This window comes from Gilliamella sp. App4-10 (assembly GCF_001690495.1).
Lineage (GTDB): Bacteria > Pseudomonadota > Gammaproteobacteria > Enterobacterales > Orbaceae > Gilliamella > Gilliamella apicola_G.
In genome coordinates this window covers 39,043-59,870 of the sequence record NZ_LZGS01000010.1, presented here as the reverse complement: position 1 = coordinate 59,870, position 20,828 = coordinate 39,043, and the positions used below count along the sequence as shown (strand labels likewise).

The following is a 20,828-nucleotide window of genomic DNA, read 5'->3' as shown; positions in this document are numbered from 1 at the left end:
CTACATATTTTTCTTGGATAATTAATTTAGCAACATATTGCTTACTTATTTTGGCTAAATTAATGTTAGTAACATCTTTCCAGCCTAACACAGTAAAAATGCGCTCGGCAAGCGTGACATGCGAGGCAAGCGAATTTTTATAAACCATGAAATTAGCTGCACCAAATATTACCCCTAATGAACCAAAACCAATGACCAAATTTTCTAAACTAAAATCGAGAAAAAAGTAGTTCATTAATAGCACGCAAGTAACATAAAAGAGAAACATAGGCAAACGATAAATTTTGAATGCTTGATTACGCCCGGCAAAACACAAAGGGACAAGTGATATAATTTGTTCACTGGGTTTGAGCATGGCGTACACTTCGTAATGGTCAGCGTGTTTTTCGGCGACCACCTCGACTTGATCGCCATCATTAAATTTATAAAAACCGATCCAACCTTTTAACGTGATGGTGTCATTCAACTTGGCAGTGATATATTGTGCCGCAAATAGATTACTACGGTCATTACCATTGGCATGGCCTAAGCCAGCCAGCGCAGCAATGCTATTACCATTTAAAGTGGCAAGTAGTGCGCCCTTTCTAAGCTGATTTTGCTGTTTTTGTTTTTGTTCATCACTTAAATAAGCGCCATCAGCAAGTGGCGCATAACAAAATAGACCTTTAAATTCGGATAGGGTACCGGTTAATTTAACCAAATATTTGGGCGGTAGGATTGGATCGGTAATACTAATACCGGTTTTTTTTAATAGCTGCTCTTTGTCGTTATAGATAGGGTCGTTACCATCATATTTTGCGTAAGGCATCATTGAATTCCTTATGAACTTATTTTCTTTTTTTATTTTTACCCCGTAAGGGAGGCTTGCCTTTTTTGCATAATACCTCAGGGTCGTAGTAAAAAAAATACCAGCCACCACCTGATTTAGGCGGTCTAATATGTGGATCTGTTTTATTATTATATTTTGTTGCATATTTCCCTTGGGCAATTAATTTAGCAACATATTGTCTACTTATTTTAACTAAATTAATATTGGTGACATCTTGCCAGCCCAACACAGTAAAAATGCGCTCAGCCAGCGTGATATGAGTCGCAATTGAATTTTTATATACATTGAAAATAGCTAGCCCGAAGATTACCCCTAATGAGCCAAAACCAATGGTCAGATTTTCCAATGAAAAATCAAGAAAAAAGTAGTTCATTAATAGCACACAAATAACATAAAAAATAAACATGGGGAAATGATTGTATTTTAATGCCTGATTACGGCCGGCAAAACATAAAGGGACAAGTGAGATAATCTGTTCACTGGGTTTGAGCATGGCGTACACTTCGTAATGGTCAGCGTGTTTTTCGGCGACCACCTCGACTTGATCGCCATCATTAAATTTATAAAAACCGATCCAACCTTTTAACGTGATGGTGTCATTTAATTTGGCGCTAATATATTGTGCTTGCACATAATTACTACGGTCATTACCATTGGCATGCCCTAAGCCAGCCAGCGCAGCAATGCTATTACCATTTAAAGTAGCAAGTAGTGCGCCCTTTCTAAGCTGGTTGTTGTGTTTTTGTTTTTGCTCGTCACTTAAATAAGCGCCATCAGCAAGTGGTGCATAGCAAAACAGACCTTTAAACTCGGATAGGGTGCCGGTTAATTTCACCAAATTTTTGGGCGGTAGGATTGGCTCGGTAATACTAATACCGGTTTTTTTTAATAGCTGCTCTTTGTCGTTATAGATAGGGTCGTTACCATCATATTTTGCGTAAGGCATAATAATATTCTCTAACGTATTATTTTCTTTTTTTTCTGTTTTTATTTTTAACGCGTAAAGGAGGCCTGCCTTTTTTGCATAATACCTCTGGATCGTAGTAAAAAAAACCCCACCCTTCGCCAGGTTTTGGGGGTCTAATATATTGATCGGTAATATCATATTTAGTTGAATATTTACCTTGTTCAATTAATCTAACTATATATTGTTTACTTATTTTTACTAAATTGATATTGGTGACATTTTGCCAATCCAATACTGTAAAAATGCGCTCGGCAAGGGTAATGTATGTCACGATTGAATTTTTATAAACCATAAAAAAAGCTGCCCCTAATATTACCCCTAATGTACTAAAACCAATGGTCAGATTTTCCAACGAAAAATCGAGAAAAAAGTAGTTCATAAGTAGAGTGCAAACAATATAAAATATAAAAAAAGGTATATAAAAGTGCTTAAAGGCTTGTTTTCTTCCCCCTAGACATGGCGGAATGAGCGAGATAATTTGTTCACTGGGTTTGAGCATGGCGTACACTTCGTAATGGTCAGCGTGCTTTTCGGCGACCACCTCGACTTGATCGCCATCATTAAATTTATAAAAACCGATCCAACCTTTTAACGTGATGGTGTCATTTAATTTGGCGCTAATATATTGTGCTTGCACATAATTACTACGGTCATTACCATTGGCATGCCCTAAGCCAGCCAGCGCAGCAATGCTATTACCATTTAAAGTAGCAAGTAGTGCGCCCTTTCTAAGCTGGTTGTTGTGTTTTTGTTTTTGCTCGTCACTTAAATAAGCGCCATCAGCAAGTGGTGCATAGCAAAACAGACCTTTAAACTCGGATAGGGTGCCGGTTAATTTCACCAAATTTTTGGGCGGTAGGATTGGCTCGGTAATACTAATACCGGTTTTTTTTAATAGCTGCTCTTTGTCTTTATAGATAGGGTCGTTACCATCATATTTTGCGTAAGGCATAATAATATTCTCTAACGTATTATTTTCTTTTTTTTCTGTTTTTATTTTTAACGCGTAAAGGAGGCCTGCCTTTTTTGCATAATACCTCTGGATCGTAGTAAAAAAAACCCCACCCTTCGCCAGGTTTTGGGGGTCTAATATATTGATCGGTAATATCATATTTAGTTGAATATTTACCTTGTTCAATTAATCTAACTATATATTGTTTACTTATTTTTACTAAATTGATATTGGTGACATCTTGCCAACCCAACACGGTAAAAATTCGCTCGGCGAGGGTAACATTCGTTGCTATAAAGTTTCTATAAACCATAAAAAAAGCTGTCCCTAATATTACCCCTAATGTACTAAAACCAATGGTCAGATTTTCTAAACTAAAATCGAGAAAAAAATAGTTCATGAGCAAGGTGCAAACAACATAAATAATAAAAAAAGGTAAATGATAGCGTTTTAATGCTTGGTTACGCCCCGCAAAACATAAAGGGACAAGTGAGATAATTTGTTCACTAGGTTTAAGCATGGCGTACACTTCGTAATGGTCAGCATGCTTTTCGGCGACCACCTCGACCTGATCACCATCATTAAATTTATAAAAACCGAGCCAACCTTTTAACGTGATGGTGCCGTTTAATTTGGCAGTGATATACTGAGCATCTAAATCATTACTACGGTCATTACCATTAGCATGCCCCAAGCCAGCCAGCGCAGCAATGCTATTACCATTTAAAGTAGCAAGTAGTGCGCCCTTTCTAAGTTGATTGTTGTGTTTTTGTTTTTGCTCGTCACTTAAATAAGCGCCATCACCAAGTGGTGCATAGCAAAATAGACCTTTAAATTCGGATAGGGTGCCGGTTAGTTTAACCAAATTTTTGGGCGGTAGGATTGGATCGGTAATACTAATACCGGTTTTTTTTAATAGCTGCTCTTTATCTTTATAGATAGGGTCGTTACCATCATATTTTGCGTAAGGCATAATCGAATTCCTTATATAATTATTGAGGGATAGGCCAATTATCAATAATTTGCCAATCGCTCGATGAGAATACTGGCATATTTTCTTTGATACGTTTTTGTTCTTGTTCGGCGTAATATTCGGCTAGCTCATCTTCATATTTTTTAAAGATCGCTTGCAGTGCTGCAATTTCTTCCTTAGACGATTTATAGCGAGAAGAGTATTTACTATTACCCCAATTTTGCGCGCTACCAAAACGGCAACGTTTTAACCACTCTTCGATATCATCATCTTTAGTTAATTCAAAGTATAGTTGAAGTAAAAAGATACCCAGACTAACCCATGGATTTAACGCCAATGCAGTGATTAACAAAAGTGCTCTTCCTGTAAGAAAAGTAACACTTCGAGTTAAAACAAATTTTACAGATAGAGTAGCCAATGATTGAATCCCGCGCTCCATGATTTTAATTAAACTGGTTTTACCCATTTGTAAAAATAAATCGGTGGTGGATACAATCAAGGTAAATAGAGATGCATAATATAATGTTTTTTGAGTCTGATCTTTCTCTGAAGTGTCCTCGTTCCAATTTAAACCAATATCAATTAACCCCGCTATCACTCCAAAAAAATTGCCTAAAAAGTTCATATTGGACAGTAATTTGGCATTAATTTGTCCTTTGTTGGCATATACGGTAACTAGTCGAAAGCTTGCTGCCATGGATGCCGATACCGCCATAGTTAATTGGTAATCGGCTTGGTTTTGTTGGGCTTGGGTTTTTAATGAGTTATCGGTCACTATATAATAGATCTTCATGATATGTACCCCCAATATTGCCGCGGTAAAGCTTGCGCCAACCTTTTCATTGGTGATATGTTGTTTAATCAGGTTGGTGGCTTTTTGTGAGGCGTTTGCCAGCTTTTCGCCGACATTTTTGATATCAGAATATAAGGCACTTGTTAAATTGTTGGCCCATTTATGGTATGACACCATTCTCATTTTTAGCGCAGTTTTAGATAGTCTTGTTGGCGATATGGCTACTAAAAAAGCTTCGGCAAATTCTGACGATAAATCACCGCCCATTTTTTGTATATAGTTTAATAAAGAAATAAGTACAGCACAGCTTCCCTCTTTAATTGGGCGCAAATAGGCGGCTGTGACTTGGTTATCTATCGAATCACCATCAACTAACGAGTTTCGTTCGCTTTCAAATAACGAAAAGAACTCTTTAGTTAAATCTAATTCTTTATGTTCATTTTTTGGGTCAAAAAGTGAGTTCCTGATATTGGCAATGCTATTAGCGATACCTATCATGGCATTGCTTTCTGCTGATTCGGCTTGATAAAATTCTAATACTGTTTCTAATTTATTTAAGAATTCGCCATAAGATTGCGGTTTTAATTGGGTTGTTTTATTTAATGATAATAAGAAGTTGACACATTTTTTTTGTTTTTCTTTATCTAATTTGCGATGAGCAAACGCCGCTGACCACACAATATTATGACCCTCTAAGTTTTTGTCCTCAATTAACTGGGTGAATAACTGGGTAACTTTACTACTTTGGGCTTGCATGCCTAAGGTCATTAAAATATCGTTGGCAAACGCCAAATAATTATCATCATCTTGTGCAAAATCATCGGCCGATAATGAAATTGGATGCCTTTCTTTTTGCTTACTGCAATCTACCCATAAAATTAAATCATTTAATAATCCTGCAATATAGTTTTCAGCCTCTTGCAAAAAAGCGGCATATTTTTCTTTATAGAGTTTATAATCTTTGTTTAAATGATATTCATATTTGCGCCAACGCTTTTCGGCCGATTGTTCGGTTTTATTTTTTTCATGCCATGCTGCTTTATACGCCTGAGCTTTAGCTTCAAATTCGATTCTTATTGCTGCTAATTTAATATCTAAGCGTTTAATGTTTACCATCTCTGCTTGTTTATTTAATTTAAATACCTGTTCAAAAACTTGTGCGTGTCTTTCTTCACCCATTTCTTCAAGCAGGTAGTTTTCTTGTACAAATTGGACTAATATTGCGGCACTATATTTTGTACTTTTTACCGCTTGTTCTATATCGGTTAAATAGGGATTAGGATATTGGGAAACAAAATTATAGTTTTTAGATTCACTCACCATATTAATAACACGTTGGCCTTGGGCTTTTTGTTCTTCGCTCCATGGGATGATTCGGGTTGTATCGGTTCCTAAAACACCAATATCATGAGGTTTTACTTTTTTATTAAAATATTTTGCATCAGAAAGGTATTTTCTATTGGTGTTTTTTATCTGTTTTTTAAAATCTTCTTCACTGTCCGCAAGATCTCTGTTTTTGATTGCTGCTTCAAGCATTGCAATACCACTACAAGTGGCATTTTCACGCTGTCTTTCTGTCATTATTTTTCTAAACGAATTTAATGCACTGTTACCCCAATGGCTTAATTCGGCAGCAATACCAATACTGTCGTTTAATACTACCATCATCGGTGAACAATCTGTGCTGTTACGTTCGGCTGACATCATTTTTTTATGTAGATAGACTGAATACAGCTCTTTTGGGGTGATTGGGTCATAAACTGGCTTGGTTAGTGATTGCCAAGGTGCTAATGTACTTCGTTTTTTGAATAGCTGTTTATCATATGTAAATGGTTGGCTAAGTATAGCACTTTGCGAAAGCGTACTTTTGTCTAATGGTTTATTATCATACAAATACGGAAAGCAAAATGAGTAGTTAATGCTTTTAAATTTTGGTAAGGATGTTGTGATTCTTTCTTTAAAATCATCAAGGTTTTGGATATCCAAGGTTGAGGCGATAGCTTCCTGATTAGCGGTAGTTATACCAATGCCGTTGGTTTGCGAATTTAACCATTGCTTTGGTTTGATAAGTTGCATTCGCAAGTTACGTTTATCTTCATCAATCCGGTATTTTTTTAAAGTCTTAGCACTCCATTTATGTTCACTAAAGGCAAGCCAAGTTTTTTCACATTTTTCGGGGTTTGACAGTGTAATAAAGGCGATATTGCTTGATAAATGGGCACTATTGCCGCAAGTTGTTTGTATATCATTGAAAGGTATAGAAAGGTTTTCTTCAATTAGGGTATCGTCAAATCTTAATATATCTTGCTCTTTGCTAATATCTTGTTGCCAAAATCCACCTTGTTCATCGACCCTATAAATGGAGATATCTAAATCTGTCATGTTGTCTTCATACTGACATAACACATAAAGATAGCCTGCTCGCATGGTTCTTAGCACATATTTGCTATCTCCTTTTAAAATAGGCAGCATATCGTTTTTTGCCCATGAGGGTAAATCTGCCTTGATATATTTAGGTGCAACAGCATAACGAACGGGATAAATTGGTAGACCTTTAGATTGGCATTTTTCACATAAACCCATTATTTATTTCCTTTGTATTAATGATACATTCATCCGCTACCATATCCCATTGTGCTGGGGTTATAGTTTGTAATTGTTTTATTAGTGATTGGTGCCGATGTTGATTTATTGCTCCAATAACAATCGGATGTTCAATAAATTCGGGATGTATAACTAAACTGCGATAAGCATATTCGGCTAGATCTCGTTTATCATGGTATCCTTTGAGGGTGGCATTTTGAAAAGATTGCATAATAATGCAATCAGCTTCACTTTCAGTTAAGCTATATTCTGGGTGAAAAAAATGATAACGAGCAAGCGTTTGATTACGGCTTTCGATCCAGTTTATTTGTTGCCATTGTTGCTTGATGATCCCCAAATTACCAATAAGATTGTTACGCTCATTTCGAGGATTTTTTTCAATAATTAAATGGCCATCACTGTTAAGATATAACCATGAATGGACAGGATTAAGTAATATTTTTTTTTGCGCCAAAATGAAAATATTTAACAGTGGTGGTAACACCGATGGGTCAAAATAACGCAATAATTGTTTACCGTCACTTGAGGGTTGAATGGCAACTATTCCTAACTCTTGTGCTAATACATCCGCATTAAATGAGGAATAAATCCAGCCATATACAGAACGTGGTTTTGCAAGTAACACTGTTTTAGGATCGAGAGCTAAATAAAATTCTTGAATACTTTGTTTTAAAATGATTTGATCTTCTTCATTTTTTAAATCAAGTTCAATCAGTCCCGGTGTGTGTTTGATTTGATAGCTGATATATCGAAATAACGTTAATTTTTTTTCTGCAATCAAATCAGTTAAACGGGTCTTTTGGTCATGTGATTGATAGATAAGGTAAAAATTTGCATCATTTTTTAATGACAGCGCAATAATCTGTTGAAAAACAGTCTCAATATCTTGCATTTGCATTGATTTATTTATTTTATCCATAACTTATCCAAGTTTTACATTTGCTTTTTGTAGCTTATCCGCTTCTTGTATTGCCGATTCACAACCAGCAGGTAATAAAACATCTATATCCATATTCGCCGGCCCCATCTTTTGTTGTACATTACATTTAAGATAGATATTATCTGGCGTGCCCAGTTCGATGCCTTCACTGCTGATTTTGATATAAGAGCCACCACAAATAAGTGTTAGTTCATCGCTCGCTGTGATAGTTACCTCACCATCCACACTATTCACTTTAATATCTTGCTTGGCGGCCATATTGAGGTTAGCATTTTGGGCTTGCACTTCAATATCGCCTTGGTTAGCAAACAGTTTCATGCCCGATTTTTGCGCAAATAAGCCAATCGCTTCAGCCGATGAGAGGGTGACGTTGTTTAAAGCGTTGATATCAGTTTGATGTTCGCTGGTTAAGGTGAGGCTGCTAGCTGTTGTCAGTTGGATGTTTTCAGGACTAGTTAGGGCCATGCCTTCTTGCGCATAGGCCAGTAGGCCACTTTGGGTTAGCTGAGTTAAGTTGGCTTTAAGTTGCGCTTGGCTGTCGGTATCGGCGCTGTGCGCCTCGGACTGGGTGGTGGCATTTTGTAGGGCTTTGGCAATGGAGAGGGCATTTTCAAGTTGGCTTATTGCCGCTTGCATATCGAGCTGTTTGCCTTGCGCTTTCGGCTGGGTTTGCGTGGTTAGGTATAAGCCTTTGTTGGCAGCAATCGCTCCCCATTCATCAGTGCGCAGTTCAAAGCCTTCACCGCGGGGTTGTTTTTTTTCGTTAACTAAGTGACCAATGTTAAGTTGAGTTTTGCCGTATTTGGTGGCCAGTTTAATATGCTCTTGCCCGCGTTTATCATCCATGCGCAGTTTGTTATTAGCCGGCGTGCGAATCACATTGCGGTGTTTGTTAATGGTGGTAACAAGGTCGGGGTGAGCACTGTCATGCATCGCATGGGCGATATACGGCCTATCGGGATTGCCCTGCATAAAGGCGATGGCCACTTCAGTGCCGTCAATTAAGGGAAAGTGAAAGCCATAGGTGTTACCCGCATACGGTTTGGCTAAACGGACCCACAAGCTTTCCATGCCACTTTTCCACTCTTTTAAATCAAAGTTAAATTTAACCCGATAGCGTCCTTGGGTATCAATATAGCCATAAATGTCATTGTCGGGACTGGTGACCCTTGCCGGTAAAGTACCACTGACTTGTGGCCAGCGTATGGGCGTAGGGCGATAGGGTTTTAAGGCTTGATAGGGCATGGCGGTAAAGGTAAGTGCATAAGCATCACTGCGGTTACCCTGCCCTTGTACACTTAATATGATGATACCGTCATTGATATCTGCCAGCGGGCTGCCGTTGAGGTTAATCCATTGACCGGGAGCAAGATTATAGCGGTTACTCTTGCCTTTGAGGATAATTTTCTGGCTAATCGCCTGTTCATGGCGAATACGGGCATACCACTGACCGCTTTCAATCTGATTATCGTAAGTGTTATGGTCATTATCACTATTATCCTCACCATGAGTGTGTGGATTTCCCTGTCCGTTGCTCGCTAAGCCTTGATAGTGCTCAGCATAACGATAGTCGCTGCCATAGGTGGTCAGGTCTTTGGGTTGGGTGTTAACTTCCCCCTGTAAATCAGCGAGGGCATCACGGTAGTTATAGTCTTGTACCTTGACTGAGGAGACCACCACTTCACTATGCAGGCTGATATCCCACACACTTTCAACGCCCCTATCGAGCGTGCCACTGGGTGGTTTATCGTCAATATTAGCCACCTGCGCATAGCCTTGCTCATAATCACTTAACACCATTACATCACAGTGGTGCTCGGCGTGGGTTTCAAAGCGAAACCAGATACCCACATCAGCCAATAAGCGTTGAATAAATTCAAGGTCACTCTCTTGCCACTGCGTGATAAACTCCCGCTCAGGATAGCTCTCTTTTAACTCTAAACGGTAATCAATGCCCGTTAAACCATGACTGCGCAGCACGTCTTCAACTACACTCACCACGCTTTGCTGTTGAAATATGGCATTATGTTGCCCAATAGCCAGCCGTGCTAAGCACGAAGATAATACCACCTGATAGTGGGCTTCCTCTTTATTGACCGATAACAGACTAAACTCAGTAATCACCCCATACAAGGTGCGTTTATCATTCACCGACGGTAAGTCACTTAATGATGAGATTGTTGACATTACGCTTTGATACGGTTGATGGATAACAGGATTAAAAGAGAATGTGGCTTTTTGATTAAGCACGGAATCAATGGATAACGCTTTGTCAGAGCTGGTAAAAGTAATCACATAACGCCAAGGCTGGTTTAACGACTCATTACCGTCAACATGCCAAACCGAAATCGGCGAGCGCAGCCCCTCAACAGTTAAGCTATAGCGATTATGGCTAACGCCCCCTAAACCCGTCACTAATCCGTCCCCAAATTCACCGATTAAGTGATTAAGCGTGTTGTCCATATTGTTTTCCTATTTTCCCTAAAATCTCTATATTTTATTGTTAATGAGGTGATTGGCTTATCGTTATTTATAGTATTGTTTTAAGCATAAACGATAATGGGAACAGAGTATAAACCATTTTAACGCAACGTTAACCTTTTTAATCAATACTTTTGCTTAATATCAATAATATCTGTTAACTAAACGAGTATCTGGTAGCTGCTTAACGCCTTTATTTAAAAAGCGGTTTAGGCAACGCCATACTTTATTAAGTATGTTTTTTAACCTGTTAAATGAAAAATAAATTTATGCTGAAGCGGTATAGATTTCTGGATATGTTAACTAGAAATTAATCTATTTTTGAACCAATAAAATAGGGGGATAACCCTCATATAAATGAAAAATTCACTCAACCTGCCAGCCCAGAAACAAAAGAAAAAGCAGGAAGAGTAATACGACCCTTAATGTTGATATGGCTTCATTCAAAAATATTTAGCGGTTCAAAAGATAGAAAAATAAAGATTAACTAATTGATTAATATAATATGGCAAACCACATAAAGCGATTTCAGGTAAACTCCCATATGCGTTTTTAGTGGGTTATTTTAATCTAGACATATAAACAATCCGGCTTTCCCTTACAATTTATTTAAGTTCATATGCTAGATGATCGGAGCTGAAATTTAGCATCAATTTTTATCGCTTTTTCCCATAGTTAACGGTTAACATTGCTCTAGGAATAAAGCGTTGTTATTTTTTATTTTTAGCGGAATTATATTATAACTATAATCTTTATGCCTTTTTATTTTAATATTTATAACAACATTAAGACGCACAATGCGCCTTAATTAAAAATGTTAACAATAAATATTGTTATTTGACTGTTTTTTCACTACGTGATAAACCAATAATCCCTGAGCGTACAGTTTCGACAATATTACAAGTTTCGCGAATTGAAGCTAAAAATGAGTCTAGTTTTTCACTCGTACCTGATAATTGTACGATGTAATGTGTCGCAGTCACATCAACAATCGATCCCCTAAATATATCGGCACAACGTTTTACTTCGTCACGCGCATCCGAACCTTTTGCGGCAACTTTTACCAACATGATTTCACGCTCCACATGCGGTCCTTCGGTTAAATCGTGCACGCGATAAACATTAACCAATTTATGCAACTGTTTTTGGATCTGTTCAAGCACATGTTCATCGCCGGTAGTTTGAATTGTCATGCGGTGCATAGTCGGATCTTCGGTTTGTGCAGTAGTTATCGTTTCGATATTAAAGCCGCGCTGTGAAAACAAACCAATAATTCGTGATAATGCGCCGGGTTCGTTTTCGGTTAAAATTGATAATATATAACGCATTAGGTTCTCTCCGTTTTACTAAGCCACATTTCGTTCATTGCGCCTCCTCGCACTTGCATTGGGTACACATGTTCAGTTGCATCGGTCATGACATCAACAAAAACCAAACGATTTTTAATGGCTAATGCTTGTTTCAGTTTTGATTCAAGTTCTTCACGCTTGGTTATAACTATTCCAACATGGCCATAAGCTTCTGCAATTTTGGCAAAATCAGGTAAAGATTCCATATAAGAGCTAGAATGCCGACCAGCATAAATCATATCTTGCCACTGCTTAACCATGCCTAAAAAACGGTTATTTAAATTTAGCACTAGTACAGGTAAACCATATTGCAATGCGGTTGATAACTCTTGAATATTCATTTGAATACTGCCATCGCCAGTTATGCACACAACGGTTTTTTTAGGAAATGCCAATTTAACCCCAAGCGCTGCTGGTAAGCCAAACCCCATGGTGCCAAGTCCACCCGAGGTAATAAAGTGGCGCGGTTTGTCAAATGGGTAATAAAGTGCCGTGAACATTTGATGTTGCCCCACATCGGTTGCCACAAAGGCATCCCCTTTGGTCAATTTGTATAATACTTCGATTGCTTCTTGTGGTTTGATGCTTTGCCCTTCATGGTTATAAGCTAAGCAATGACGTGCTCGCCAGTGTTCGATCTGTTTCCACCAATCGATCTGCGCATCGAGATCACGTTCGGCAGTGGATTCATCTAACATTGACAACAGGGTTTCAAGAACAACTTTGGCATCGCCCACCACTGGAATTGAAGCCACAACAGTTTTAGAAATCGAAGTTGGATCGATATCCACATGAATGATTTTGGCTTTTGGGCAATATTTTTCAACATTGTTGGTGGTTCGATCATCAAATCGGACACCGATTGCAAAAATCACATCAGCATTATGCATAGCCATATTGGCTTCATAAACCCCATGCATACCAATCATGCCAAGGTAATGTTTATCGGTCCCCGGAAAGGCGCTAATGCCCATTAACGTTGAAGCAACTGGTATATTGAGTTTTTCTGCAAGTGTTTTAATTTCGCTACTAGCATCAGCTGCAATAGCTCCACCACCTATAAACAGCACCGGTTTTTTAGCGGATAGTAGCGTGGTTAAGGCTTTTTTGATCTGTTTTTTATGACCTTGAATAGTTGGATTATAAGAACGCATGAAAACAGAATTTGGGTAGTGATAATTATATTTGTTCGCAGGATTGACAATATCTTTTGGCAAATCAATCACCACTGGTCCCGGCCTACCGGTCGAGGCGATATAAAACGCTTTTTTGATGGTATCTGGAATATCTTTACTGTTTTTAACTAAAAAACTGTGTTTAACAATTGGACGAGAAATTCCGATCATATCACATTCTTGGAATGCATCGTTACCAATGAGATTACTGGCAACTTGTCCAGACAATATAACCAGTGGTACCGAGTCCATATAAGCTGTTGCAATGCCGGTAATCGTGTTGGTCGCTCCAGGGCCTGAAGTTACTAAAACTACACCAACATCGCCTGTTGCTCTGGCGTAACCATCAGCCATATGTACGGCAGCCTGTTCATGACGAACTAAAATATGCTCAATGCCGCCTAATGTGTGAATGGCATCATAAATATCAAGAACACTACCACCTGGATAACCAAATATCTGTTTTACTCCTTGGTCAATCAAAGATTGAATCACCATTTCTGCGCCTGACAGTTTTGCCATGGTTGTTGCCTCCAATGTAACTAATTAGTCATTTAGTGATTCATTTTGCATCAACTGATAAATAAAATCAATTAAAGTCAATTAGCTAAGCGCATTACTTAAAAAATTGTTCATCAACAAAAATAATTTTTAGAATATTATGAATAATATCTGTAATCTATCAATTTTATTTAAATATTGCTAATTGATTTTATTGTTATTTTTTTATTTTTTATATAAACTCAGAAGTTAAGTATTTCTAGCCATAATGGTGCTAGGATTCTTCATTACCCAAAGGTACAAATATGAGCAATATTTCTTCTAAACCAACCTCTCTTGCTGACTGGCAATTAGTTAAAGTCTCTGGCGACGATAACCGTGTTTTTCTGCAAGGTCAAATAACCAACGACATTAACCGACTTTCAGAACAATCCACGCTCTATGCCGCTCATTGTGACAATAAAGGCAGAATGTGGAGCACTTTATTATTATTTCAACGCGGTAACGATATTTACTATATCGAGCGTAAAAGTGTTGTAAAAAAACAGATTGCCGAACTCGAAAAATACGCTGTTTTTTCTAAAGTGACTATCGAACCAGTCCAAGATTTAAATATTATCGGTTTGGTCGGTGATGCAATTCCTGCGGCAGTTACTGCAAAATTAAGTGATACAAGCTGTTTTACTGAAAATAATATCACCTATATCAAAGTACCTTTACCGGAAATGCGCGTTATTATGGTCACACCAGAACCTATTTCGGAGGATTTAAATCCATGCAGTGAGTGGTTAAAACTTGATTTGCAAGCAGGTTATCCCATTATTGATGATAACAACATGGCCATTTTATTACCACAAGCCTGCAATTTACAATCTTATGATGCAATCAGCTTTGAAAAAGGCTGTTACTGTGGTCAAGAAATGGTCGCTAGAGCACAATTTCGTGGTGCTAACACTCGCGGAATGTATGTAATAAAAGGTACCAGTGACGTCCTTCCTAAAATTGGTAGTACGCTTGAATACAAACTTGCCGGTGGTTGGCGAGAAGGTGGACTTGTATTAGCTGCAGCAAAACTGGATGAAAAAGATGGTGTTTGTGTCCAAGTCGTACTTAATAATGGAATTGATTTAAATACCCCATTTAGAGTTTTTGGAAACGATAACAGCCGAATGACGTTTTAATTATTTTTTGACCAACAGGCTGGAATAGCATCACGTTTATTCCAGCCGTCTTTGTGCCTATCGTTTTAGCTTAGTTCGCAAGTTCTTGGTTAACAATTTCAATAAAATAGCTTACGCCAGTTGTTAACACTTCATCATTGAAGTTAAAGGCTGGATGATGTAAGTTGGCACCTTTACCTGCGCCTAGCCAAACGTACACACCCGGTATTTTTTGCAGCATAAAAGCAAAATCTTCTGATCCCATTGAAGGAAGAGGATCAATAATTACGTTATCTTGCCCGACGATTTTTTTAGCCGCAGTGATAGCAATATCGGCTTGTTTAGCGTAATTAATCGTCGCAGGGTAACGGCGTTGATAATCCACTTCAGCCTTGGCTTCAAATGTTGTAGCAATACCTGTTGATATTTGTTTAATGCGACTTTCAGCCATATCTTGCACTTGGGCGCTAAATGTTCTAACCGTGCCTCGAATCACTGCTTCTTGCGGTAATACATTCCAAGTATCACCGCTGTGAATTTGCGTTACGCTAACGACCAACGAACTTAAAGGATCGGCATTACGGCTGACAATGCTTTGTAAACCATTAACGATTTGTGTGGCAGTTAGTATCGTATCTTTGCCCAAATGAGGAGCAGCTGCATGAGCACCAACACCCGTTATTTTGATTTCAAAAACATCATACGAAGCCATCATGGGGCCATGGTTAATATAAAAATGATTTAATTCCATATTCGGCTGATTATGAATGCCATACACCGCTTCAATTGGAAATCGCTCAAATAAACCATTTTCAACCATAACGCGTGCCCCACCCTCATTTTCTTCAGCCGGTTGAAAAATAACCACAACAGTGCCCGCAAAATCACGGTTTTCGCTCAAATACTTAGCCGTGCCGAGCAACATAGCAGTATGTCCATCATGCCCACATGCATGCATTTTACCATGCATGGTTGAGCAATAATCGATATTATTTTCTTCGATAATATCTAATGCATCAATATCAGCCCTAAGCGCAATCCATCGCCCTTCTTGATTACCTTTAATAATGCCAACAACGCCCGTTGGTGCAAAATCAGTATATAACTCGGTAATACCAAATGATTGCAGTTTTTCGATGATAAATTTGGTGGTGTTAACTTCTTCGAAAGCGGTTTCGGGATGAGCATGAATATGATGGCGCCACGCGATCATTTCACTTTTTAGTTGATTAATACTACTTGATATCATAAATGATTCCTTAATTAGTGACTGATTTACAGCATAACACGCTGATTTAGCTAGCACTATAACGCGATTTTCACTTTAATAAAAATAACTATTTTTACTATGGATATCAATTTTGGTTATATGTTACATAGATTGAACAGAATAATTACTTTATGCACTTTTAACACATTATTGATTAATAAACATTGACTGAAACGCAAGATTTCCTGTAGTTTTTTAACAACAATTGTTAGTACAATAATAGATCGTATAACCCGATATTAATAAAAAAGGACCAAAAGGAATAATTTTTGTAATGTTTTGATTAAGTGCATATCGCAAAAAAAGATAATATATAATCCCGAGTAATGAAGCAAAAAGCAATAACAGGGGTAATAATGTATAAGGTAGCCAAGCTCCTAATGCGGCCAGTAATTTAATATCCCCGCCACCTAATCCCTCTTTTTTAAATATTAAATAAAATAAAGTGGCAGGTAGTTTTAATAATAAATACCCCCAGAAAATACCTAGCAAAACATCGGTTAATTCAATGTTTGTTATCTTAAAATAGGCGAGCATAATACCTACCCACATCAATGGTTGCGTAAACATATCAGGTAATAAATAGTATTTAAAATCAATAAAAGCCAAAAGCAAAAAATAGCAGCCAAGAAGCATTAAGATGTAACTTTGAATATGCATGCCTTTATCAAAATAGATAATAGCAAATAAACCAGCGACGAATAATTCAACACTAACATAGTGTAACGAAATCTTGGCATTGCAGTTATAACAACGACTTTTTAAGATAAACCAAGAAACAACTGGCAACAATTGCCAAAATTTGAGTTTATTATGACAATGTGGACAAGCGGATCGCTGAATGCTAATACAACATAAGTACTGAAATGTGGACATTGATGGCAAATACCGACAATAAGCAACATAAACAAAACTACCCATGCAAAGCCCCAAACAGATGATTATAAACATTAGCATTAGTGAATCACCTCGCCCATTTGAAAAATAGGTAAATACATCGCCACAATTAAACTGCCAATAATCAAGGCTAACACTAGCATTAATAATGGTTCAAAAGCTTGCGATAAATTATCAGTTAAGGTCTGATTTTGTTCTTGATAATAGATGGCTAGTTTATCAAGCATTAAATCTAACGTGCCCGACTGTTCACCCACATGAATTAATTGCGAACATAAATTAGGAAAGTGTAATTGTTGATGCAGTACATGACTAAATGAATGGCCTTGCTCAATACCAGCAATAATTTGTGAAATACTATCACGATAAAGACTGTAATAAGTAGTATTACCGGCTGCGACTAAACCTGTTAATAACGGTATGCCTGCTTTTTGGGTAATTGCAATGGTTTGAAAAATTTGGGTTAGGCAACTGGTTTGAATCACTTTACCCATAAAGGGAATTTTAATTACTATCACTTCAATCTCACGACGGTAGCGCACTTTAAAATAGCGTTGATAACCAAAATAGCTGATAAAAAATACCGTGCACCAAATTAACCAACTTTGTTGTAAATAGTTAGAAAATTCGATAACCGATTTTGTGAAAGCCGGCAACTCGGCATCGAAATCCTGATAAATATCCGAAAATTTTGGCAAAACAAATAACAACATCACTAAACTAACAAGCATCGCTACAGATAATAAAAACAGCGGATAACGCATCGCTTTTCTTAGATTTTTTTGTAAATTAATTGATTTTTCAAGTAATAACCCTAACTGCGCAAAACTTTCATCAAGTTGCCCTGTTAGCTCTCCGGTTGCAATAATTTCGCAATATAGCGCAGAAAACACCGAGTGATGTTGCTGTAATACTTGAGATAAAAACTCACCTTTAGCAATTTGCTGTTTAATATCAAGTAGCAGATATTGCCAGTGCGGTTTAGTTTGTTCTTGGGCAAGCAACTGTAATGTATCAATGATGGATAACCCCGCCTTTAACATGGTCGCTAATTGTTTAGTAATAATCAGCAGATCGGCACGATTAAAACTGTGTGCGGTAATAATATTGCCTGCTTTAATTTTAATGGCGATTTTACCTTGCAACAATAACTGCCGTTTAACAGCTTGTGACGATTTAGCGATGATTTTGTGCTGGTTAAAATCTAAATCATACCAATAATAAAGCCTTTTCATTACGTATCACCTAATACACGGTTTAATTCAGCTAGTGTTGTCATGCCCTGTTTAACTAATTTTTGCCCAGCCATTTTTAACGAAGTCATATTCGCCGGCAAAACAACTTGATTAGCTAATATTTGCTTTTGCATGTCAGGCGTAATGACTAAAAGTTCGTATAATCCAACCCGTCCTTTATATCCACCAATACACCTTAGACAGCCCGACGCCACATAATGTGGCACTTGTTCGTTGTCTAACTTAATCTGTTCTCTTGCCACCACCTTGCAGTGAGGACACAATTTCCGTACTAGCCGCTGGGCAATGACTAATTTTAAACTTGATGAAAGTAGATAATTTTCAATACCCATTTGATTTAAGCGAGTTATTGCCTCGACACTTGAATTAGTATGCAAAGTTGATAGAACTAAATGTCCTGTCTGCGCAGCTTGAATGGCAATTTCGGCAGTTTCACGATCGCGAATTTCACCTATCATCATCACATCGGGATCTTGTCGTAATAAGGCTCGTAATACAATCGCAAAAGTCAAACCAGCTTTAAGGTTGATAGCAGTTTGATTAATGCCCTCAAGGGGAATTTCAATAGGGTCTTCAACACTACAAATATTACGTTCGGTTTTATTTAACCGTTTTAATCCGCTATATAATGTGACTGTCTTACCACTCCCAGTGGGTCCGGTAACTAAAATTAATCCTTGTGGATAGTCCAAAATTTGCCTAAATGTTAAAAGGTCAGCGTCAGTTAATCCCAAATCATTTATTGTTAGTTCAGATTCATGATTATCCATTACTCTTAAGACAATTTTTTCACCATTCATTACGGGTAAAGTTGCTATACGCATAGCATAACGATCAATAACCAATTGCCCATCTTGTGGCAATCGATGCTCTGCAATATTTAACTTAGACATGATTTTTAATCGTGCTGTTATCTGTTTGGCTAATGCAAGAGGTGGCGATGGTGTTAACATATCATGCAAAACTCCATCAATGCGCATGCGAATACGATAACTGTGTTGATAAGGTTCAAAATGAATATCTGAAGCACGCTTATCTAATGCCTCAAGCAACAATTTATCAATACTTTCAATTAACTGTTCTTCTTGCATAATAACGCTTCCTTATCCATTAACGATTAAATGATGAAGTTCAAAATTTAAAAACATCTTCACAAGCACTGGTTAAACTGGCATCGACTGGCGATGTGGTGCAAACGCGATTCCAATCTAAATTACCATGCGTGGCATTAATTGTTGGTGTCAATGTGGTGGTTAACCCCGCTAAAGCACTAGTTCCAACTAAGGTAATCACGCCGTTATTGACCGTAATTGATGTTACATAGTTAGACGTTCGGCTTGCTGGTACCCCATTATTACCATTGCTACAATTGGCTAAACTACCTTGCTCAACAGCACAAATTTCGACAGCCGTTTTATACGTTGTCATGGTTTGCAGCATATCAGTCAGTGCGGCTTTTTTAACATATCCTTGATATGCAGGCACACCAATAGCCGTTAAGATAGCAATCACAATAATGGCAATCATAAGTTCAAATAACGTAAAGCCCGATTGATTAGACATAAATACCTCGATAGTTTCTGTCAATGATTTAACACAAGAGCTTTATAGCAAAACAAAAAAATGGAATAATAGCGAAATAGTAAATTTGGAAATAAAAATCCATTACGCAATTCATTATTACGTTGTATGCTCAATTTTCGCGAAGCAGATCGCAAAACAAACAAATCCATACATCGGTTTATTAGATAAGTTGGAGTCAATATGTCCCTAAAAATTGTTAACGGTTGGTTACAAGGTATAAAACAAGTCGTTTCACCGTTTTATAATGAACGGCCAGCCAATAAACCGATTTCGTTACTTGTTATCCATAATATAAGCTTACCGCCCAATCAATATGGAGGGCCTTATGTTGAACAATTATTTACAGGTCAACTCAATCCTAACAAGCATCCGTACTTTGCTTCAATTTATCAACTTGAAGTGTCAAGTCATCTGTTTATTCGACGTGATGGCGAAATGATTCAATTTGTGCCATTTGATAAACGTGCTTGGCATGCGGGGAAATCCGTATTTGCAGGACAAGAAAATTGTAACGATTTTTCAATTGGTATTGAAATGGAAGGATGCGATAGCGACAGCTTTACCGAACAACAATATCAGCAATTAGCTAACATAACTTTATTATTACAACAACATTATGCGTTCAAAAACATCACTGGACATAGTGATATTGCCCCAGATCGAAAAACCGATCCAGGTCCTTGTTTTGATTGGCAATATTACCGAAATTTGTTAGCGCAAAAATCACAAGAACAAAAGTTGCTCAATCAAATTGAGCAAATTATTGCAGAGTTACAAAAAATCAATTTATGGCAAATCACACCGCCAAAACCTGATGCCTTTTTAAGTGAACAACCCTTCGCACTTGACACCATGCAAGCACACGAATGGTTGCAATGGATTTTTATTCCGCGGATGCAAGCACTCATTGATGCCAAAGGTAATCTCCCCAAATTTGCTCTGCACCCTTATTTTGAAGAAGCGTTAAAAGAGCAAGAACAAGATGTTAATCATCTGCTATATCTTATTAAGCAACTTGATGAATTATCGTAAGTTAACAAGATAAAATGTACCGTATTAATATACGCTACATTAATGTGTAACAATGGTTAAAGTCA

Annotated in this window: 16 protein-coding genes and 1 pseudogene; 3 read left to right on the top strand and 14 right to left on the bottom strand. The window is 37.6% G+C overall.

The window, feature by feature from the left end; translation table 11 throughout:
• From A9G23_RS02515 to ilvI, 9 genes are all read right to left on the bottom strand, one after another.
• A partial coding sequence (locus tag A9G23_RS02515) for a putative type VI secretion system effector (RefSeq protein WP_065586129.1) occupies window positions 1-808 on the bottom strand: 808 nt, incomplete at its 3' end.
• 19 nt (window positions 809-827) lie between these two features.
• Window positions 828-1,775 (bottom strand): putative type VI secretion system effector, encoded by a 948-nt coding sequence (locus A9G23_RS02510; RefSeq protein ID WP_065586128.1) that lies wholly within the window; start codon window positions 1,773-1,775, stop codon window positions 828-830.
• Window positions 1,776-1,794: 19 nt separating this feature from the next.
• Window positions 1,795-2,748 carry a putative type VI secretion system effector gene (locus A9G23_RS02505; protein WP_065586127.1) on the bottom strand — a complete coding sequence of 318 codons (954 nt, stop codon included), beginning with the start codon at window positions 2,746-2,748 and terminating at the stop codon, window positions 1,795-1,797.
• Window positions 2,749-2,767: 19 nt separating this feature from the next.
• Window positions 2,768-3,721, bottom strand: a complete 954-nt coding sequence (locus tag A9G23_RS02500) for a putative type VI secretion system effector (RefSeq protein ID WP_065586126.1) — start codon at window positions 3,719-3,721, stop codon at window positions 2,768-2,770.
• Window positions 3,722-3,740: 19 nt separating this feature from the next.
• Window positions 3,741-7,097: a T6SS effector BTH_I2691 family protein gene (locus A9G23_RS02495; protein ID WP_065586125.1), complete on the bottom strand. Its 3,357-nt coding sequence runs from the start codon at window positions 7,095-7,097 to the stop codon at window positions 3,741-3,743.
• Window positions 7,084-8,037, bottom strand: a complete 954-nt coding sequence (locus tag A9G23_RS02490; RefSeq protein ID WP_065586124.1) for a hypothetical protein — start codon at window positions 8,035-8,037, stop codon at window positions 7,084-7,086. Before A9G23_RS02490 ends, A9G23_RS02495 begins: the two co-directional genes overlap by 14 nt.
• 3 nt (window positions 8,038-8,040) lie before the next feature.
• Entirely contained in the window at window positions 8,041-10,521 is a 2,481-nt protein-coding gene (locus A9G23_RS02485) for a type VI secretion system Vgr family protein (RefSeq protein WP_065586123.1), read from the bottom strand.
• Between the two features lie 851 nt (window positions 10,522-11,372).
• Entirely contained in the window at window positions 11,373-11,867 is a 495-nt protein-coding gene (gene ilvN, locus A9G23_RS02480) for an acetolactate synthase small subunit (protein ID WP_065586122.1), read from the bottom strand.
• Window positions 11,867-13,585: an acetolactate synthase 3 large subunit gene (gene ilvI, locus A9G23_RS02475; RefSeq protein ID WP_065586121.1), complete on the bottom strand. Its 1,719-nt coding sequence runs from the start codon at window positions 13,583-13,585 to the stop codon at window positions 11,867-11,869. Before ilvI ends, ilvN begins: the two co-directional genes overlap by 1 nt.
• Before the next feature lie 284 nt (window positions 13,586-13,869).
• On the opposite strand from ilvI, the gene ygfZ reads away from it, so the two are divergent.
• The gene (ygfZ, locus tag A9G23_RS02470; protein ID WP_065586120.1) at window positions 13,870-14,745 is read left to right on the top strand and encodes a tRNA-modifying protein YgfZ; all 876 of its coding nucleotides are present in this window, start codon (window positions 13,870-13,872) and stop codon (window positions 14,743-14,745) included.
• Window positions 14,746-14,815: 70 nt separating this feature from the next.
• Here the strand turns inward: ygfZ and A9G23_RS02465 are convergent, their stop codons facing one another.
• The 5 genes from A9G23_RS02465 to ppdD form a co-directional block, all read right to left on the bottom strand.
• Entirely contained in the window at window positions 14,816-15,973 is a 1,158-nt protein-coding gene (locus A9G23_RS02465; protein WP_065586119.1) for a M20 aminoacylase family protein, read from the bottom strand.
• Window positions 15,974-16,189: 216 nt separating this feature from the next.
• Window positions 16,190-16,951, bottom strand: coding sequence for a prepilin peptidase (locus A9G23_RS02460; protein WP_081296907.1), 762 nt, complete (start codon window positions 16,949-16,951; stop codon window positions 16,190-16,192).
• Window positions 16,951-18,126 (bottom strand): type II secretion system F family protein, encoded by a 1,176-nt coding sequence (locus A9G23_RS02455; protein ID WP_065586117.1) that lies wholly within the window; start codon window positions 18,124-18,126, stop codon window positions 16,951-16,953. The genes A9G23_RS02460 and A9G23_RS02455 overlap by 1 nt, the downstream gene beginning before the upstream one ends.
• Entirely contained in the window at window positions 18,126-19,238 is a 1,113-nt protein-coding gene (locus tag A9G23_RS02450) for an ATPase, T2SS/T4P/T4SS family (RefSeq protein WP_065586116.1), read from the bottom strand. Before A9G23_RS02450 ends, A9G23_RS02455 begins: the two co-directional genes overlap by 1 nt.
• Window positions 19,239-19,278: 40 nt before the next feature.
• Entirely contained in the window at window positions 19,279-19,710 is a 432-nt protein-coding gene (gene ppdD, locus A9G23_RS02445; protein WP_065586115.1) for a prepilin peptidase-dependent pilin, read from the bottom strand.
• A 201-nt stretch (window positions 19,711-19,911) separates the two neighbouring features.
• Here ppdD and ampD point away from each other — a divergent pair.
• Both ampD and A9G23_RS11815 read left to right on the top strand, forming a co-directional pair.
• Window positions 19,912-20,457: pseudogene (gene ampD, locus A9G23_RS11820) on the top strand (1,6-anhydro-N-acetylmuramyl-L-alanine amidase AmpD); the annotation flags it as partial.
• Complete coding sequence (locus tag A9G23_RS11815) at window positions 20,440-20,763, top strand: YqcC family protein (RefSeq protein ID WP_442899756.1); 324 nt, start codon at window positions 20,440-20,442, stop codon at window positions 20,761-20,763. The pseudogene ampD and the gene A9G23_RS11815, both read left to right, overlap by 18 nt.
• Window positions 20,764-20,828 lie beyond the last annotated feature (65 nt).

Coding starts and splice junctions, on each gene's coding strand:
- ilvI (WP_065586121.1), bottom strand. CDS start 13,585: ATGGCAAAACTGTCAGGCGCAGAAATGGTGATTCAATCTTTGATTGAC.
- A9G23_RS02450 (WP_065586116.1), bottom strand. CDS start 19,238: ATGCAAGAAGAACAGTTAATTGAAAGTATTGATAAATTGTTGCTTGAG.
- A9G23_RS02495 (WP_065586125.1), bottom strand. CDS start 7,097: ATGGGTTTATGTGAAAAATGCCAATCTAAAGGTCTACCAATTTATCCC.
- A9G23_RS02465 (WP_065586119.1), bottom strand. CDS start 15,973: ATGATATCAAGTAGTATTAATCAACTAAAAAGTGAAATGATCGCGTGG.
- A9G23_RS02485 (WP_065586123.1), bottom strand. CDS start 10,521: ATGGACAACACGCTTAATCACTTAATCGGTGAATTTGGGGACGGATTA.
- ilvN (WP_065586122.1), bottom strand. CDS start 11,867: ATGCGTTATATATTATCAATTTTAACCGAAAACGAACCCGGCGCATTA.
- A9G23_RS02490 (WP_065586124.1), bottom strand. CDS start 8,037: ATGGATAAAATAAATAAATCAATGCAAATGCAAGATATTGAGACTGTT.
- A9G23_RS02505 (WP_065586127.1), bottom strand. CDS start 2,748: ATGCCTTACGCAAAATATGATGGTAACGACCCTATCTATAAAGACAAA.
- A9G23_RS02455 (WP_065586117.1), bottom strand. CDS start 18,126: ATGAAAAGGCTTTATTATTGGTATGATTTAGATTTTAACCAGCACAAA.
- ppdD (WP_065586115.1), bottom strand. CDS start 19,710: ATGTCTAATCAATCGGGCTTTACGTTATTTGAACTTATGATTGCCATT.
- A9G23_RS02460 (WP_081296907.1), bottom strand. CDS start 16,951: ATGCTAATGTTTATAATCATCTGTTTGGGGCTTTGCATGGGTAGTTTT.
- A9G23_RS02500 (WP_065586126.1), bottom strand. CDS start 3,721: ATGCCTTACGCAAAATATGATGGTAACGACCCTATCTATAAAGATAAA.
- ygfZ (WP_065586120.1), top strand. CDS start 13,870: ATGAGCAATATTTCTTCTAAACCAACCTCTCTTGCTGACTGGCAATTA.
- A9G23_RS02510 (WP_065586128.1), bottom strand. CDS start 1,775: ATGCCTTACGCAAAATATGATGGTAACGACCCTATCTATAACGACAAA.